The sequence below is a fragment of the Oceanobacillus salinisoli genome, assembly GCF_009733865.1.
Lineage (GTDB): Bacteria > Bacillota > Bacilli > Bacillales > Amphibacillaceae > Oceanobacillus > Oceanobacillus salinisoli.
Genome location: NZ_WOFB01000020.1, coordinates 57,992 through 74,979, shown reverse-complemented (window position 1 = coordinate 74,979; position 16,988 = coordinate 57,992). Strand labels below are relative to the sequence as shown.

The following is a 16,988-nucleotide window of genomic DNA, read 5'->3' as shown; positions in this document are numbered from 1 at the left end:
TTTAGTAAGTTTTGTTTTTTAGCCTCGCAGTTACGTCGAACTTTATCTATTTAGTGACAAAAACTTGAATATTTAGAAAACTGCTATGTTCAAAAAGTCCGGTGAAAATGACACATCGTTAGGGGATCTTCGACAAAGTACCGACACGTCCTGTGCCGAAAGTCGAAGTCACCACATCCTGTGGAAGCTCGTTGGCTCGCTTTTCCGTTGCTCGCGCTTCATTCCAAACGGTTGAAACTACCAAAGTTAAGAAATTTTATAACCATTTTTGCAGAAAAGGAACCTGTTGTAACTCTTCTCTTGTAAGAAACCGTAAAAAGATTAAAAAGATAATATATACGATAACCAGGATTATCAGTGTTAATAAGAACAGGATGATATTCGAAGGAAATGCTTCATACATGTTTTTTAAAAAGTTTCCAGCTCCAAAGGTCAACAGAAGCAGAAGGATCATCTTACAAATGTCTTTAAAAGGAATGTAGTAGTGAATAGCTTTTTGTAACGTAATTAAATGTAATAACGTAATTAATACTACTCCTACACACATCGCGATGGCAACACCCATTATTCCGAATTTCGGATTAGAAGCCAGTACAAACAGCACCGCAAATTTGACCGTAGCGCCAATGAAACTATTCCACATAGCAGGCTTGGCAAGGTCAAGGGCTTGTAGTGCGGCTTGAAGCGGAGATTGAATATACAATAACATATAAAACGGAGCCATGAGCATAATAAATGAACTAGCATTTCCCGTGCCGTACATATAAGTTAATATTTGAACTGAAAATAGGGTCAGTACGACGGTCGCGATGGCTCCAGATGCAAATGATATTCGTATGGATTGATGAATACGATAATGAATTAATTTTCGATTATTTTTGGCTTCAGCCTCTGAGATATTTGGAACTAGAGCAATTGCCAGGGAATGAGTGATAAACGTTGGTAAGTATAACAACGGCAAAACATATCCGGTTAATTCCCCATATTGTTTGGTTGCTAAAGTTGTCGTGACTCCAGCGATTGCTAAACTTTGTGCAACGAGGATAGGTTCTAAAAAATTAGAAATAGATCCTATCATTCTGCTGCCTGTACTAGGTAATGCAATGGAAAATAGTTCCTTCATTGTTTCTTTACTTGATTTTAAAAAGGAAAAGAAGTTTGTCCGAATTTTAACCGGTTTTTTGCGTTTGAAGCTGTATACCATGAATAATAAAGAGGCCAGTTCCCCTAAAATCACACTAATCATTGCACCTGCTGCAGCATATTCAACGCCATATGGAAGCAGGAGGTTGATGAATAAGGCAACACATGTAATTCGTACAAGCTGTTCGATGACTTGTGCGAAGCTTTGTGGTTTCATGTTTTGCTTTCCTTGAAAATAACCCCTTAAAACGGCAGAAACAGCAGTTATAGGAACAATCGGACTAATTGCGATTAAAGGCAAAAGTGTACGTTCATCTGTTAAAAGTGTTGTTGCTATAAATGGAGCACCGAGAACCATTACAACAGTAAACAGGATACTCGTAATGGAAGTAATCATTAAGGAAACGACTAAAATTCGTTTGACTTTTTTCTGGTCACCGACTGCATCTGCTTCTGCCACGCGCTTGGAGATGGCAACTGGCAGACCTAATTGCGTTAGTGTCATGACCAGAAAAAGGGTTGGCAAAGCCATCATATACAACCCAACGCCTTCTTCTCCCATTAATCTAGCCACAACAATTCGATTAATAAAACCTAAAAATCGTGTAATCATCCCTGCAATAATAAGAACGATGGCACCTTGTAAAAATGTTTGTTTGGCCATATTCGTCGACCTGCCTTCTCAAAAAATAAAAATTCATATACAATGATATATATGCTAATTATGTGTCCGAGCATGACAGCAAAAAAATCTCCGGATAAATTAGGAGGGAAAATATGGAAGTCGTACATACTGTAAGTGAATGGAAAAAGGTCGTTAAACCAGTTCTAGAGAGTAAAGCGAGTGAATTTCAGGCGTTGGGTTATTCCCAAGCGACTAGTGAAGATGTATGGAAATGTTTAGTAGAAAAAGTTTGGAAAGGAAATCCTGATAAACGTATTCATGAGCTGGTTCAGGATATATTTCATTTAGGTTCTAATGTATACTTAAGTTATCTGACAGTTAAATCATATGAAGATGATGATTTAATGGCTTCTATCGCTGCCTTAACCGGTGAGAAAAGAGATAAAGATGCAGAATAAAGATTGTACATAAGTAGGAGGCAATACTCATGAAAAAGAGAGGCAGAATCGTTGCCTTTTTTCTGGTCGTATTACTTTTTGCACTAACGATTGGAACAACGATTACAGGTGTTACCAAAAATATTAATTTAGGCCTTGATCTTCAGGGTGGTTTTGAAATTCTTTATGAAGTGGAACCAGTAGATGAGACACAGGAAGTAACTAGAAGTTTATTGGAAGGTACCGTACAAACATTAAATGACCGTGTCAATCGTCTCGGTATAAGTGAGGCGGTTATAAATATCGAAGGAGAAGACCGAATTCGGGTTCAGCTTGCTGGGGTAGGAAATCAGGCAGAGGCAAGAGAACTAATTGGAACTTCTGCTCAACTCACTTTCCGGGACGTCAATGATAATGAATTATTAAGCGGGACAGATATAAAAGAGGGTAGTGCATCCCAGGATTTTGATTCAACAACCGGTGCACCGATTGTTACCCTGCAATTAAAGGATGCCGGGAAATTTGGTGAAGTAACAAGTCGAATTAAAGAGATGAATGACCCGGAAACACCGTATCCAGATAATTTACTCGTTATTTGGATGGATTACCGTGAGGGTGATTCCTTTGCGGAAGAGTATGCTAAGGAGGATGCGAAATACATTTCTGCACCTAGTGTAGATGAGACACTAAATACATCCAATGTCATGATTAGAGGTAATTTTACCGTAGAATCTGCACAGCAATTAGCAGATATTATTAATTCTGGATCATTGCCCGTTCATATGACGGAGATTTATTCGAATTCCGTAGGGGCACAATTTGGTGAACAGGCATTAAACGAGACTGTATTTGCGGGGATAATTGGTATTGCAGTTATTCTTTTATTCTTAATGATGATGTATCGTTTCTCTGGTGTCATTGCATCCATTAATTTGATTATTTATACATACATCGTTCTAGTCGTGTTCGAATTAATGAATGGTGTCTTAACCCTTTCCGGAATTGCAGCCCTTATTTTGGGGATTGGTATGGCTGTAGACGCCAATGTCATTACATTTGAACGTATTAAAGAAGAATTACGTGCCGGGAAATCTGTAAAGGCAGCGTTTAAGGCCGGGGCTAAAAATTCTTTATCAACCATTCTCGATGCAAATATAACGACTCTTATTGCAGCTGTTGTCTTATTTATTTTTGGGACAAGCTCTGTAAAAGGGTTCGCAACGATGTTAATTATCAGTATCTTAATCAGTTTCCTGACTGCTGTCTTTGGAACACGTCTATTGCTTGGTTTTTGGGTTCAAAGTGGTTTCCTCACAAAACGTAAGGGCTGGTTAGGAGTAAAAGCGAATCAAATTAAGGATATTTCCGATACAGTTGAAGAAGAACCAAAATTATTTAACCGTGAAGTGAACATGGTTAAACATCGCAGGAAATTTTTTATTGGTACAACGATTGTTGCAATCCTTGGGGGCATATCGTTTATCATGTTCCAAATCAATCCTGGAATTGATTTTACAAGCGGATCGCGTATCGAAGTTGTTTCTGATAAGGCGATCAATCCAGAGGAAGTGGAACAGGGATTTGAGGAATTGGGTTATCAGCCAAAAGCTATTGTTTTATCTGGTGACAATAATGAGATTGCAGTAACTCGGTTTGAGGATGTACTTACTGAAAATCAAGTAGCCGAGGTACAGCAGTATTTTTCAGATCAATATGGTCTGGAGCCGACAGTGAGTGTGGTTTCTCCAATTGTTGGTCAGGAACTGGTGAAAAATGCCATTTACGCAGTATCTATTGCTGCAATTTTTATCATTATTTACGTAACGATTCGGTTTGAGTTTTTCTTTGCCATTACAGCCTTAATCGCATTATTGCATGATGTATTTATCATGCTTGCAGTGTTTAGCATTACACAAATAGAATTTGACATCACAATCGTGTCCGCTCTCTTAACGATTGTTGGTTACTCGATTAACAATACGATTGTTATATTCGATCGAATTAGAGAAAATATACGATTAAAGAAACGAGTGAAGTCTTTTAAAGAACTTGCTGCGGTAATTAACCGAAGTTTTGTCCAATCTTTCACAAGAAGCATGAATACGTTTATTACAACGTTCATTGCTGTCCTGGCCTTCCTGTTTCTTGGAGCTCAGTCCATTACGACATTTGCTTTTGCATTAGCCGTAGGATTATTGGCGGGAACCTACTCATCTCTATTCCTTGCATCGCAACTGTGGCTTGTTTGGCGCGGCAGAAACATTAAATCAAAGCCGCTCGATTTCACAAAGAAAAAACGCGTGGAAGGTCCACAAGTATAAGAAAAGCGCAAACGCCCGTTTAGCGACGTACGGACTGCGCCTGGCCATGCCAGGTGGTTCGGTGTTGCCGTGCAAAGCGGCGGTTTTAACCGAACAGTCCCCGTAGGAGATAAAGGAAACACGACGAACGGAGTGAGTCGATGTTGACTTTCACCGCAAGGGTATAAGTGCGACTAAGCCTCTGGTTTCACCAATCGGCAAGTCTTCTTTATCGTACGGAGGTGAGGGAAGTCCGCTAGTCGCTGGGCGATGGAGCTAGACATCAAAGCGCAAATTTATACTTTCTTATCTCTTAAAAAAATTCCAAACCCTTGCTGTTAAAAAGCGGTAAGGGTTTGTTTTTAAGAATAAGGGTAAATTAATATTAGATACTACATTTACTAAAAGGGAGGTAAGAGAATGAAAGGGCAATCCTATGTCATTTTAGCAATTATCTTTGTCATTATTGTTGCTTTATTTGCGGTCATGAATGTGGAAGCGGTGGAAGTGAATTACTTATTTTGGTCTGGTGAATCGCCACTAATTCTAGTTATATTATTTTCGGTGTTAATGGGTGGAATAATTACAGCAACCGTTGGGGCTATAAAATTTTACCAATTTCAAAAGCAGTTAAAGCAATTAAATACAGAAAATCGGGAAATGAAAAAGATATTAGAGGAAAATAATCTACTTGAAAATATAGAAATCGATGACCAGGACGATAACAGGAATAAGTAATAGAAGAAGGATAAATATTCTAGTTTGCTACCCCTGCTACTCTCTAGTATAATAGTTTAGTCAGGGGTGAATTTATGTTACAGAGTAAGTCAAAGTGGAAATATATGGATTTAGAAGGTAAATCATTACCATGGATGCAAGAGACTACCGAAACATCTCCTATTATAAAGAAGATGTTACTTCAAAGAGGTATTGAAACAAAAGAGGAAGCCAATCAATTTCTATCACCTGATATAAATAAATTACATAGCCCGCAACAGTTAGACTCTATTACTAAGGCAACGGAACGTGTCCACCAGGCTATTCGTGATCATGAAAAAATTCTCGTATTTGGTGATTATGATGCAGACGGTGTCAGTTCAACCACGGTCATGCTGAAAACATTGGAGGAGCTTGGTGCGGATTGTGATTATTATATTCCAAACCGGTTTACGGAAGGTTATGGTCCTAATGAGGAAGCGTTCATGGAAGCGTACAAGAATGGCTATACATTAATTATTACAGTTGATACTGGAATAGCTGCTGTGTATGAAGCATTTGTCGCAAAGGAATTGGGAATCGACTTAATTATTACCGATCATCATGAAGTGCAGGATGAATTACCAGATGCATATGCCATCCTTCATCCAAAATGCTCTCCTGAATATTCATTTAAAGAACTAGCTGGTGTAGGGGTCGCTTTTAAATTTGCTGAAAGTTTATTGGGATATTTTCCTAAACACCTGCTTGAATTTGTAGCGATTGGAACGATAGCAGACCTGGTTCCATTAATAGATGAAAATCGAATTCTTGCCTTTTATGGTTTACATGCTCTAACTATTTCTAAAAATGTTGGAATTAAAGCACTGAAAAATGTTTGCAATATAGAAGGAAATGTAACCGAAGAAGATGTAGGCTTTTTGATTGGTCCAAGACTTAATGCGGTTGGTCGGCTGCAGGATGCAGATTTAGCCGTACAACTACTTATGTGTGAAGATCCTTCAGAAGCTTTGGAATTAGCAGAGGAGATTCAAAGGCTTAATCAGAAAAGGCAGCAAATTGTGAATGATATTGTCAAAGAAGCAGAAGAGTTGGTTCAGGATGTGGAAGGAGTCATCATTGCGGCAAAAGAAGGCTGGAATGAAGGTGTATTGGGAATTGTTGCCTCCAAATTAGTAAGAAAATATGAACGCCCTGCGATTGTGCTGACAATTAAGCCTGAAACAAAGGAAGCAAAAGGTTCTGCGAGAAGTATCCCTGCTTTCGACCTATTCCACCATTGTATGAAAATCAGGGAACTTTTTACGCATTTTGGAGGACATGCTCAAGCAGCTGGTATGACTCTACCAGTAGAAAATATTGCACTTATCAATGAAAGGTTAAATATGTTTATTTCTGAAGAACTAACAGAATCAGATTTTAAACAGGAAATTGAAATAAGTGGTAAACTTGAGATTACAGATATCAGCCTCGATTTAATAAACGAAATATCACGGCTGGCTCCGTTTGGTATGAAAAATCCTAAACCGGTTTTTGAAATCAAAGACATTCCTATGGAAGTTCGGCAAATTGGAAGTAATAGAAATCATTTGAAATTACAGTTTAAGAAAGAAAATACCCAACTGGATGGAATAGGGTTCGGTTTGGGAGATCTATATCATGATATTTCACCAAACACCCCAATTTCGGTTGTTGGTGAATTAGGAATAAACGAGTGGAATGGCGTGAAAAAATCCCAGGTGATGATTCAGGATATGAAAATTGATTCCTGGCAGCTTTTTGATAAACGAGGAAGGAAACAGATTGAAATATTGCCAAGCCCAAATCGAAAAATCATAGCATTGTGTCATGGTGATAAACAAATCGATCCAAATATCATTCATATTAGGTATGATGAAGAAATAGACCGTCTGCCGGAAGCTGATGTATTATATATATGTGATTTGCCACCAGATTTAGATAAACTAAGATCTATTATTCAAGAGACAAACCCCAAAATGATACATGCCAGCTATACGATAGAGGATAGTGCATATTTAACATCTTTTCCGTCGAGAGATGAGTTTATTTGGTTTTATGCACTCATAAAAAAACGTAAAAAGATTGACTTTAAAAAAGAATCAGCGGCAATTATGAATGCGAAGGGTTGGAGCAAAGAACGAATTATCTTTATTTCTAAGGTGTTTTATGAATTAGGTTTTGTTAGAATAGATAATGGAGTCATTGAAATCAATCCGAATCCTAGCAAACGAGATCTTAGTGATTCGACTTTATATAAGCAGCGTATGAACCAGATGGAAATTGAAAAAACACTGTACTATTCAAACTATGAACAATTATGGAATTGGTTTACAAATTGTATCGATGATTTGCAAGCTGCCAAGGAGGAAATAACCAATGGATTATAAACAATATGTAGAAATCGTAGAAAACTATCCAAAAGAAGGGATTCGTTTTAAAGATATCACTCCATTAATGAATGATGGAGAATCATACAAATCTGCTGTAAATGATATTGTCAAATATGCAAAAGAAAAAGAAATAGATATTGTTGTTGGTCCTGAAGCTCGAGGATTTATCATCGGTTGTCCAGTTTCTTATGCACTGGGAATAGGCTTTGCCCCTGTTCGCAAAGAAGGGAAATTACCGCGTGAAGTGATTAAAGTCGACTATGGTTTAGAATACGGGAAGGATGTTCTAACCATTCATAAAGATGCGATTAAACCAGGTCAACGTGTATTAATTACAGATGATTTGCTGGCAACTGGAGGAACCATTGAAGCTACAATAAACTTAGTTGAACAACTTGGTGGGGTCGTTGCCGGCTGCGCATTCCTGATTGAGTTAAGTTATTTAGATGGAATGGATAAATTAAAAAATTATGACGTAATGACACTAATGAGCTATTAGGAACAGAAAGGGTCTGACGAATGAAATAATGTCGTCAGACCTATTATTATATATTTTTTATTTTTAGTAAGTGCGTTATAATAATTATTATTATTACACGTTTTTTTTTGTAAGTATTGTAGCTTTTTAATATTCGCAGTTGATCTAAAATCCGACATAACTTGAGATGATATTCTGGTGCGTTTAACCGATCCGGAAATACACTACGCGCACCTTAGGGCGGCTGGTGAGACTCCTCGTGCTGTCTTCTTTAGGGGTCTCATTGATGTCTCTTTTCCCGCAGGAGTCTCCGTGTATTTCCTACGCTGTTTTTGTGCTTTAATTTCCCTTGCATTTGATTTCGCTAAATTCTTAGCGTAGAAAATCGAACCACTATTAAGCTGGTTGATTGGAGTGGAGGGCAGTCGACTCCTTCGGGAAAAGCAATGGCTGAAGACCCCGCAGGAAGTGATTTTCTTCCGAGGAGGCTGAAACGTTGCCCTAAGGTGCGTGACTGCCCGGAGCGGAAATTAACGATGCACTCACTAATGTCGGAGTTTATAGATTTTGTGTCAAAAACAATGAATATTTTCAGTGGGTTGAGTACCCTCAGTTCCGGCCTTTTAGGAAACAGACTTATTATATAAAATACTTTAAAAATTTATGGTGGACACTGTGCAGAAAAGGACATATAATGATGATTATATTTACATCCTCTTAACGTAAGTGATTATACCTAAGAAGCAAACAAAGGTGATTATATGGCAAAAGACGATAATTATACAATTGAAGACATTAATCGATTATCTGGGGAATACCTGAGCGACGGAGATATTTCCTTTATCAATCGTGCATATGAATTTGCTAAGGAAGCGCATAAAGAGCAATATCGAAAATCTGGTGAACCTTATATCATTCATCCTATCCAAGTAGCGGGAATTCTGGTTGATTTAGAAATGGATGCAGAGACTATTGCAGGCGGATTCCTTCATGATGTAGTAGAAGATACAAATGTAACATTGGAAGACCTGGAAGAAGAATTTAACCATGAAGTTGCGATGCTTGTCGATGGGGTAACTAAATTAGGTAAAATTAAATATAAATCGAAACAGGATTTACAGGTGGAAAACCACCGGAAAATGTTTGTTGCCATGGCAAAGGATATTCGTGTCATTTTAATTAAATTGGCCGATCGTTTGCATAACATGAGAACGTTAAAACATTTACCGCCTGAGAAACAGCGTATTAAAGCAAATGAAACGATCGAAATATTCGCGCCTCTTGCACATCGCTTAGGGATTTCGACGATTAAATGGGAATTGGAGGATACTGCACTACGTTATTTGAATCCGCAGCAGTATTACCGGATAGTCCATTTAATGAAGCAAAAAAGAGAAGAACGGGAATATTACATTCAGGAAGTCATTGACGAATTATCGAAGCAGTTAAAAGAAGTGAATATAGAAGCTGAAATGTCCGGAAGACCTAAACATTTATATAGTATTTACCAAAAAATGGTCAAGCAAAATAAGCAATTTAATGAAATATACGATTTACTGGCTATTCGTATTATAGTTGATAGCATTAAAGATTGCTATGCGGCTTTAGGTATTATTCATACCAATTGGAAGCCAATGCCTGGACGATTTAAGGACTATATTGCCATGCCAAAACAAAACCTTTATCAATCTTTGCATACTACCGTGATTGGCCCAAAAGGGGATCCGTTGGAAGTTCAAATTCGTACGAAAGAAATGCATGAGATTGCGGAATACGGGATTGCTGCACATTGGGCATATAAAGAAGGGAAGCAGCTCAAAAGCGGCAACAAGACGTTTGAAGAAAAATTAACTTTATTTAGAGAAATATTGGATTGGCAAAGTGACACACATGATGCAGAAGAATTTATTGAATCACTTAAAGTGGATTTATTCTCCGATATGGTTTATGTCTTCACACCAAAAGGGGATGTTATTGAACTTCCGTCGGGCTCAGTTCCACTTGACTTCGCTTATAAAATTCATACGGAAATCGGCAATAAAACCGTTGGAGCTAAGATTAATGGGAAGATGGAACCACTTGATTATAAGCTCAAAAATGGAGATATTGTTGAGGTGATGACCTCTAAACATTCTTATGGCCCATCACAGGATTGGCTGAAAATTACCCAAACTTCTCAAGCTAAAAGTAAGATTAAACAATTCTTTAAAAAGCAGCGGAAAGAAGAAAATATCCTGAAAGGAAAAGAAGTGGTTGAAAAAGAAATTCGGGCCTTAAACATTAATCCTAAGGATGTCCTAACACCTGAAAACTTACAGCGTGTGTTTGAACGTTTTAATTTTACGAATGAAGAGGATATGTATGCAGCCGTTGGATACCAAGGTATTACTGGTGCTTTAATTGCAACACGGTTAACCGAAAAAATCCGTGAAGCGAAACAAAAAGAGCAGGATCTTGAGCAAAGTCTAAGTGAAGTGAAGTCTGGAGTTCGTGATAAAAAAGCACATAAAAGGGATTCTGGTGTACGTGTAAAAGGTGTAGACAACCTTCTTGTGCGTCTTGCAAAATGCTGCAATCCTGTACCGGGGGATGAAATTGTTGGTTACATCACAAAAGGAAGAGGTGTTTCCGTTCATCGTTCGGATTGTCCGAATGTACAGACAGAAGAAGCAAGACAGCGCTTTTTACAAGTAGAATGGGCCATTGATCAAAACGGTGAAAAGCAATATCATGTCGATTTAGAGGTCTCAGCTTATGACCGAAGAGGATTATTGAATGAGGTCTTACAAGCTGTTAATGAAATGAAAACAAATATAACCCATGTAAACGGCCGATCTGATCGTAATAAAATCGCGATTATCCAAATAACCATTCTTATCCATAATACGAGTCACTTAAGAAAAGTAGTGGAGCGAATTAAACGAATTAAAGATGTATACAGTGTAACGAGAACATTACATTAATGAAAATGGTTAAATGAAGGAATGATCTCCAAATGAAAGCAGTAATTCAACGAGCAAGAAATGCAAATGTAACAGTAAATGGTGAAATGCTAGGAAAGATAGACGAAGGATTTGTTGTGCTTTTAGGGGTAACCCATGAAGACACGGTAGAAGATATTGACTACTTGGTCAAAAAGACGGTTCATCTTCGGGTTTTTGAAGATGATGAGGGAAAAATGAATCATTCGCTTATCGATATTGGTGGAAGTATATTGTCTATTTCTCAATTTACACTATACGGCGATACGAGGAAGGGCAGAAGACCAAGCTTTACTAAAGCTGCTAAACCCGATTTCGCCAATGAAATGTATGAAATATTTAATGATAAAATAAGGGAACAGGGGGTTGCCGTTCAAACAGGGCAATTTGGCGCAATGATGGATGTGTCTTTCACAAACGTAGGACCGGTTACCTTCATTATTGATAGTAAAGATAAATAAACAGGCAGTGGCATATAAAAGGGAAATAATCCTTTAGGAAACATCCTTATATAAAGAAAAATCCGAACTAATTCAAATTCTAACGTAAATATTTTGAATATAGTTCGGATTTTTCTTGGCTAAAATACTTTTGTGCCAGTTTTTTCCTTGAACTATTTTTCTCTCACATTTTTAGGAGAGTATAAAATTTTAGTAAGTTAGGGCATTCAACATAGCTAAACGATTATATATTTTCCGGTAAAAGTGCCAAAAAACTTGTCTATATTAGTAGTTGGAGAAATATATTCCTAATCCATTTACGATTCCCGTTACCAGCTGTTGTTGATAGGTGTTGGTGTGGAGGAGTTGTTCCACTCCTTTGTTAGATATAAATCCCAGCTCAAGCAATACGGAAGGCTGGAAATTTTGTCTTATGACATAATAATCGCCAACACTTGTCCCTCTATCTCTAGCATTTGTCTCTTTTATAATTTCCTGTTGTATATAATGGGCAAGCTCTTTGTTTTGCTCATGGTAATAGTAGGTTTCAATACCTGTAACATTAGGCTGTTCAGGAAAACTGTTATAGTGGATGCTTATAAAAGCATCGGTATCCAATACGTTGGAATAGGTTGCTCTTGATTTAAGGGAAATAAATTCGTCTTCTGGTCTTGTTAATAAAACATTTGCACCGAGAGAAGTCAATTTCTTTTCTAACTCTTTTGCTGTTACGGAAGCAATATCTTTTTCATAAGAACCCGATGCACCAATTGCACCGACATCATGACCACCATGTCCTGCATCGATGACAATCGTTTTATCAGTAAAATCAAAACGCAATCCACCGTACTGGTCGATCGGGTCAATTAACTGTTTGAGCACATATCCTGTTACTTCATCATTGGTGATTTCGTACCAATCTCCTGCTTCGGAAACGACGTCAAACGTATCTCCACTTTCCGCAAAAGAAATAATTTCAAATTTAGTGGATGGACCACTTCGCAATTGTGTATTGTCATACCGTATTGTAATGGTCTTATCGGTATTTTCATTAATTTCTGGATCGTTTTCCAAAATGGAAATATAGTCACTAATAATCCAGCCTGTTTGATTCTCAAATTCAATTTCCACCCAGTTACCCTGTGTGCTTTTAATATGATATTCTTCATTCGTATTAGCTTGTCCAATTGGTTCAAATTCTGTACCAGGACCACTGCGAATATTAACATTATCTGTTGTAATAATAGCATTTTCTGCTTTTACTTGTTGTGAAAACAAAAAGAAAATAAAAAGACTTATATATAAAAGATATGATTTTTTTATCTGCAAAAAACTAATCCTCCCCGAAAAATCTATTCTTATCGTCTCCAATAAGTATAATAAAATTCTCTTCTTTAGGCAAAACTATAATATCTAAAGGAGGAAAAACGATGAGATTACAGGACAAACAGTGGAATGCAGGGAATAATAAAGACATATTTGGAGTGGATTTACATCAATTTATCGATCTGGATGGACATGCAAATCATATGGAAATTGCAGAGGAATTGGGAATATCGATTGAAGAAGTAAAAATGTTGAAGAAAAAACTCAATCGGTCTTGACATTCTAAAATTTTGAGATTAATATTATATTCATTCAAGTTGATTAGTATTTAATATATTGTCCGATGAGGGAAAGAGTAGTTAGTAACCGACTGGACAGAGAGAAGATGTCTTGGCTGAAAACATCTTTACAGAACGAACTAAATGAAAGACATTCCCAAGGATTTATATCGAAATAAAAGTAGGTATAAACGTTTTGCAGGCGTTAACTGTGAAGAGCGAATGCATTTCATAGCATTAACTAGGGTGGCAACGCGGGTAACTCTCGTCCCTTTTTTTATAAGGGACGAGAGTTTTTTATATACATAATTTTAAAGAGAAACCAGGAGGTATAGCGGATGAGTATGAAGGCCCCAAGAGGGACAGTTGATATTTTGCCTAAAGATGCAAAAAAATGGCAATTTGTGGAGTCTCAAATTAAAAACATATGCAACCGATACAACTACGAAGAAATTCGAACACCATTGTTTGAACATACAGAGGTATTTTCCCGTGGAGTTGGTGATACCACGGATATTGTACAAAAGGAAATGTATACGTTTGAAGATCGCGGAGGAAGAAGTTTAACGTTAAGGCCAGAGGGGACTGCTTCTGTTTCGAGAGCCTTTGTCGAAAACAAACTATATGGGGAAGCCAATCAGCCTGTTAAATTATATTACTTTGCACAAATGTTTCGTTATGAACGACCTCAAAAAGGTAGAATGCGGCAATTAAATCAATTTGGTGTAGAAGTGTTAGGTAGTGATGATCCTGCTGTTGATGCAGAGGTAATTGATTTAGCAATGACCGTTTATAAAGAACTTGGACTGAAGTCATTAAAATTGGTTATCAATTCTTTGGGGGATAAAGAAAGCAGAACCAATCACAGAAATGCATTAATCGAGCATTTTACACCACATAAAGAAGAACTATGTGAGGACTGCCAGCTTCGTCTCGAACAAAATCCAATGCGCGTACTGGATTGTAAAAAAGACAGGGAACATCCGGCAATGAATACAGCACCTTCTATCTTAGATTATTTAAACGATACATCAAAAGAATATTTTGAACAAGTGAAATCTCATCTAACCGCAATGGGAATAGAGTATGTAGTTGATTCTAATTTAGTTCGCGGTCTGGATTATTATAACCACACTGCCTTTGAGATTATGAGTGATGCAGAGGGATTTGGAGCGATTACAACTCTTGCTGGCGGCGGAAGATATAATGGATTAATTGAAGAGTTAGGTGGACCGAATACTCCTGGGATTGGCTTTGGCATGGGCATGGAAAGACTCTTAATGGCATTGGAAGCAGAAAAAGTGGAGCTTCCTGTTGATGATAAATTGGATTGCTATTTTGTTGCAGTTGGCGATGAAGCAGTAAAAGAAGCGGTTCGTCATGTTCATGATTTAAGAGCAAATGGAATCCAGGTGGATAAGGACTACCAGGGACGAAAAATAAAGGGTCAATTTAAATCGGCAGATCGATTGCAAGCGAAATATGTATTGATTCTAGGTGAATCTGAGCTTGAAAAACAAGTAGTAAACGTAAAATCGATGGAATCAGGAGAACAGATGGAAATTCCATTAGAAAAATTAACCGATACGATGAAGGGTAAACTGCAAGGAGGGGAAGGCAATGCTTAAACGTTTTTTTGCTGGAACATTAACTGAAGAAAATATTGATCAAGAGGTTCTATTAAAAGGCTGGGTACAGAAACGACGTGATTTAGGTGGTTTAATATTTATTGACCTTCGTGACAAATCAGGACTTGTACAAGTTGTCTTTAATCCGGACTTTTCGAAAGAAGCTCTAGAAGTAGCAGATAAAATAAGAACAGAATATGTTGTCGAGATTAAAGGAAAAGTGGTAGGCCGTGATGAATCTACCTATAATCCAGCATTAAAAACAGGGAAGATTGAAGTTATTGCCAAGGAGCTTACGATATTAAATAAATCCAAAACACCGCCATTTGCTATTCAGGATGAAACAGATGTAGCTGAGGACTTGCGGTTAAAATATCGCTATATTGATTTACGCAGGGGAGCATTACAGGAAACCTTTAAGTTGCGTCATCGAACAACACAGGCGATTCGTAATTTCTTGAATAATGATGGTTTTTTGGAAATGGAAACGCCGATTTTAACAAAGAGTACCCCAGAAGGAGCCCGTGATTATCTCGTTCCTAGTCGGGTACATTCAGGAGAATTTTATGCATTACCGCAATCACCTCAATTGTTTAAACAATTAATTATGATGAGTGGTTTTGAAAAATACTATCAGATAGCACGTTGTTTCCGTGATGAGGATTTAAGAGCAGACCGTCAGCCAGAGTTTACACAAGTGGATATTGAAACTTCCTTCATGACAAGTGATGAAATTATGGAAATGACAGAACGCATGATGCAGCAGGTCGTTAAAGAAGTAAAAGGGATTGATATTGAGCTTCCTCTTGAAAGAATGCCATATCAGGAAGCGATGGACCGTTTCGGATCTGACAAACCGGATACTAGATTTGGTCTTGAGTTAATTCATGTATCAGATATTGTTGCTAATTCAGGATTTAAAGTCTTCCAAGGTGCGATTGAAACCGGTGGGAAAGTAGCCCTGTTGAATGTACAAGGAGAAGCGGCGAGTTTCTCTAGAAGAGACATTGACGCATTAACAGATTTTGTTAAGGTCTATGGTGCAAAAGGACTTGCATGGCTTAAGTTAGAAGGGGACGAGTTAAAAGGACCAATCGCTAAATTCTTATCCGATGAAGAAAAATCTGGCATTATTTCTAAAGCAAATGCACAGGATGGAGACTTATTATTGTTTGTTGCAGATAAAAATTCCGTTGTCTATGATAGCTTAGGTGCCTTAAGATTAAAACTTGGTAAAGAACTCCAACTTATAGATGAATCAAAATATAACTTCCTTTGGGTCACAGATTGGCCATTGCTTGAATATGATGAGGAATTGGGTAGGTACTTCGCTGCTCACCATCCTTTTACATCACCAGTTAATAGTGATGAAGACAAATTAGAAAGCACTCCTGAAAGTGTTCGGGCAAATGCATATGACCTCGTTTTGAATGGATATGAGCTTGGTGGAGGTTCCGTGCGTATTCATAAGCGTGATTTACAAAATCAAATGTTCAAAGTTTTAGGATTTACTGAGGAAGAAGCGGAAGACCAATTTGGTTTTCTTCTTGAAGCTTTGGAGTATGGTGCACCACCACATGGAGGAGTAGCACTTGGGTTGGATCGTATCATTATGCTGCTGGCTGGAAGATCTAACTTAAGAGATACGATACTATTTCCTAAAACAGCCTCTGCTTCTGATCTGTTAACTGCTGCACCGAGTGGAGTAAGTAAAGCTCAATTAGATGAGTTGGGCATTGATGTAGTAAGGAAAGAGGACTGATTTAAAAAGGTTATGTACTTGTAATGATTAAAATCGTATTTATAACAATATTGAATATTGAAAAAATAATATTGATATGTTAAGATAAATTTACAAAGCTTATCATTCATCTTAATCCTGATATGTTCGTCTATTTAACGTATTTTGACCGAACAACTATATAAATGGGAGCTTCGCGTTTTTATGTTGCATGCAGGCCGCAATTTCAGCGGAAGCATAAGAAACATAAAACAAGGCACCCACTTGCTGATTGCGGGATCAAAACATAAAATGGACGGCATTATCGGGATTAGACAGTACATAATAATCAATAACAGAGCACAAGAGAAGATTTTAATGTGCAAGAAAAAAACTGACTTTATAATGAGTCAGTTTTTTTCTGTTTTATCACGTGATTAACTGGCTGTCAGATACCTGCCAAATAATTTAAAATGTTCCATGGTGAGCACGAGAATCAAAAGC

The 16,988-nt window shown here is 37.5% G+C and carries 12 protein-coding genes, 1 other RNA gene and 1 other annotated feature; of the genes, 11 read left to right on the top strand and 2 right to left on the bottom strand.

Annotated elements, in window-relative coordinates; all coding sequences use genetic code 11:
• Positions 1-256 precede the first annotated feature (256 nt).
• Positions 257-1,807, bottom strand: a complete 1,551-nt coding sequence (spoVB, locus tag GMJ66_RS15215) for a stage V sporulation protein B (RefSeq protein WP_156291171.1) — start codon at positions 1,805-1,807, stop codon at positions 257-259.
• Between the two features lie 113 nt (positions 1,808-1,920).
• On the opposite strand from spoVB, the gene GMJ66_RS15210 reads away from it, so the two are divergent.
• The 7 genes from GMJ66_RS15210 (at position 1,921) to dtd (ending at position 11,553) form a co-directional block, all read left to right on the top strand.
• Positions 1,921-2,226, top strand: coding sequence for a post-transcriptional regulator (locus GMJ66_RS15210; RefSeq protein WP_156291170.1), 306 nt, complete (start codon positions 1,921-1,923; stop codon positions 2,224-2,226).
• Between the two features lie 29 nt (positions 2,227-2,255).
• Positions 2,256-4,526, top strand: a complete 2,271-nt coding sequence (gene secDF, locus GMJ66_RS15205; RefSeq protein ID WP_156291169.1) for a protein translocase subunit SecDF — start codon at positions 2,256-2,258, stop codon at positions 4,524-4,526.
• A 399-nt stretch (positions 4,527-4,925) separates the two neighbouring features.
• Positions 4,926-5,243 (top strand): LapA family protein, encoded by a 318-nt coding sequence (locus GMJ66_RS15200; protein ID WP_156291168.1) that lies wholly within the window; start codon positions 4,926-4,928, stop codon positions 5,241-5,243.
• 74 nt (positions 5,244-5,317) lie between these two features.
• Positions 5,318-7,630: a single-stranded-DNA-specific exonuclease RecJ gene (recJ, locus tag GMJ66_RS15195; RefSeq protein WP_156291167.1), complete on the top strand. Its 2,313-nt coding sequence runs from the start codon at positions 5,318-5,320 to the stop codon at positions 7,628-7,630.
• The gene (locus tag GMJ66_RS15190) at positions 7,620-8,132 is read left to right on the top strand and encodes an adenine phosphoribosyltransferase (protein ID WP_156291166.1); all 513 of its coding nucleotides are present in this window, start codon (positions 7,620-7,622) and stop codon (positions 8,130-8,132) included. The genes recJ and GMJ66_RS15190 overlap by 11 nt, the downstream gene beginning before the upstream one ends.
• A gap of 740 nt (positions 8,133-8,872) precedes the next feature.
• Positions 8,873-11,074 (top strand): RelA/SpoT family protein, encoded by a 2,202-nt coding sequence (locus GMJ66_RS15185; RefSeq protein ID WP_156291165.1) that lies wholly within the window; start codon positions 8,873-8,875, stop codon positions 11,072-11,074.
• A 32-nt stretch (positions 11,075-11,106) separates the two neighbouring features.
• Complete coding sequence (gene dtd / locus GMJ66_RS15180; protein ID WP_156291164.1) at positions 11,107-11,553, top strand: D-aminoacyl-tRNA deacylase; 447 nt, start codon at positions 11,107-11,109, stop codon at positions 11,551-11,553.
• 264 nt (positions 11,554-11,817) lie between these two features.
• On the opposite strand, the gene GMJ66_RS15175 is transcribed toward dtd, so the two are convergent.
• On the bottom strand, positions 11,818-12,861 hold the full coding sequence (locus tag GMJ66_RS15175) for an N-acetylmuramoyl-L-alanine amidase (RefSeq protein WP_156291163.1): 1,044 nt from the start codon (positions 12,859-12,861) through the stop codon (positions 11,818-11,820).
• 101 nt (positions 12,862-12,962) lie between these two features.
• On the opposite strand from GMJ66_RS15175, the gene GMJ66_RS20480 reads away from it, so the two are divergent.
• The 4 genes from GMJ66_RS20480 to ssrS all read left to right on the top strand — a co-directional run bounded on the left by GMJ66_RS20480 (position 12,963) and on the right by ssrS (position 16,820).
• On the top strand, positions 12,963-13,136 hold the full coding sequence (locus tag GMJ66_RS20480) for a hypothetical protein (protein ID WP_197046724.1): 174 nt from the start codon (positions 12,963-12,965) through the stop codon (positions 13,134-13,136).
• A 56-nt stretch (positions 13,137-13,192) separates the two neighbouring features.
• Positions 13,193-13,412: a binding site (T-box leader), on the top strand.
• Between the two features lie 62 nt (positions 13,413-13,474).
• Positions 13,475-14,764 carry a histidine--tRNA ligase gene (gene hisS, locus GMJ66_RS15170; protein ID WP_156291162.1) on the top strand — a complete coding sequence of 430 codons (1,290 nt, stop codon included), beginning with the start codon at positions 13,475-13,477 and terminating at the stop codon, positions 14,762-14,764.
• Positions 14,757-16,526 (top strand): aspartate--tRNA ligase, encoded by a 1,770-nt coding sequence (aspS, locus tag GMJ66_RS15165; protein ID WP_156291161.1) that lies wholly within the window; start codon positions 14,757-14,759, stop codon positions 16,524-16,526. Before hisS ends, aspS begins: the two co-directional genes overlap by 8 nt.
• A 111-nt stretch (positions 16,527-16,637) precedes the next feature.
• Positions 16,638-16,820, top strand: a non-coding RNA gene (gene ssrS, locus GMJ66_RS15160) — 6S RNA.
• Positions 16,821-16,988: the final 168 nt, after the last annotated feature.

Excerpts from the sequence above, each read along its gene's own strand:
- spoVB (WP_156291171.1), bottom strand. The coding sequence starts at position 1,807 with ATGGCCAAACAAACATTTTTACAAGGTGCCATCGTTCTTATTATTGCA.
- GMJ66_RS15210 (WP_156291170.1), top strand. The coding sequence starts at position 1,921 with ATGGAAGTCGTACATACTGTAAGTGAATGGAAAAAGGTCGTTAAACCA.
- secDF (WP_156291169.1), top strand. The coding sequence starts at position 2,256 with ATGAAAAAGAGAGGCAGAATCGTTGCCTTTTTTCTGGTCGTATTACTT.
- GMJ66_RS15200 (WP_156291168.1), top strand. The coding sequence starts at position 4,926 with ATGAAAGGGCAATCCTATGTCATTTTAGCAATTATCTTTGTCATTATT.
- recJ (WP_156291167.1), top strand. The coding sequence starts at position 5,318 with ATGTTACAGAGTAAGTCAAAGTGGAAATATATGGATTTAGAAGGTAAA.
- GMJ66_RS15190 (WP_156291166.1), top strand. The coding sequence starts at position 7,620 with ATGGATTATAAACAATATGTAGAAATCGTAGAAAACTATCCAAAAGAA.
- GMJ66_RS15185 (WP_156291165.1), top strand. The coding sequence starts at position 8,873 with ATGGCAAAAGACGATAATTATACAATTGAAGACATTAATCGATTATCT.
- dtd (WP_156291164.1), top strand. The coding sequence starts at position 11,107 with ATGAAAGCAGTAATTCAACGAGCAAGAAATGCAAATGTAACAGTAAAT.
- GMJ66_RS20480 (WP_197046724.1), top strand. The coding sequence starts at position 12,963 with ATGAGATTACAGGACAAACAGTGGAATGCAGGGAATAATAAAGACATA.
- hisS (WP_156291162.1), top strand. The coding sequence starts at position 13,475 with ATGAGTATGAAGGCCCCAAGAGGGACAGTTGATATTTTGCCTAAAGAT.
- aspS (WP_156291161.1), top strand. The coding sequence starts at position 14,757 with ATGCTTAAACGTTTTTTTGCTGGAACATTAACTGAAGAAAATATTGAT.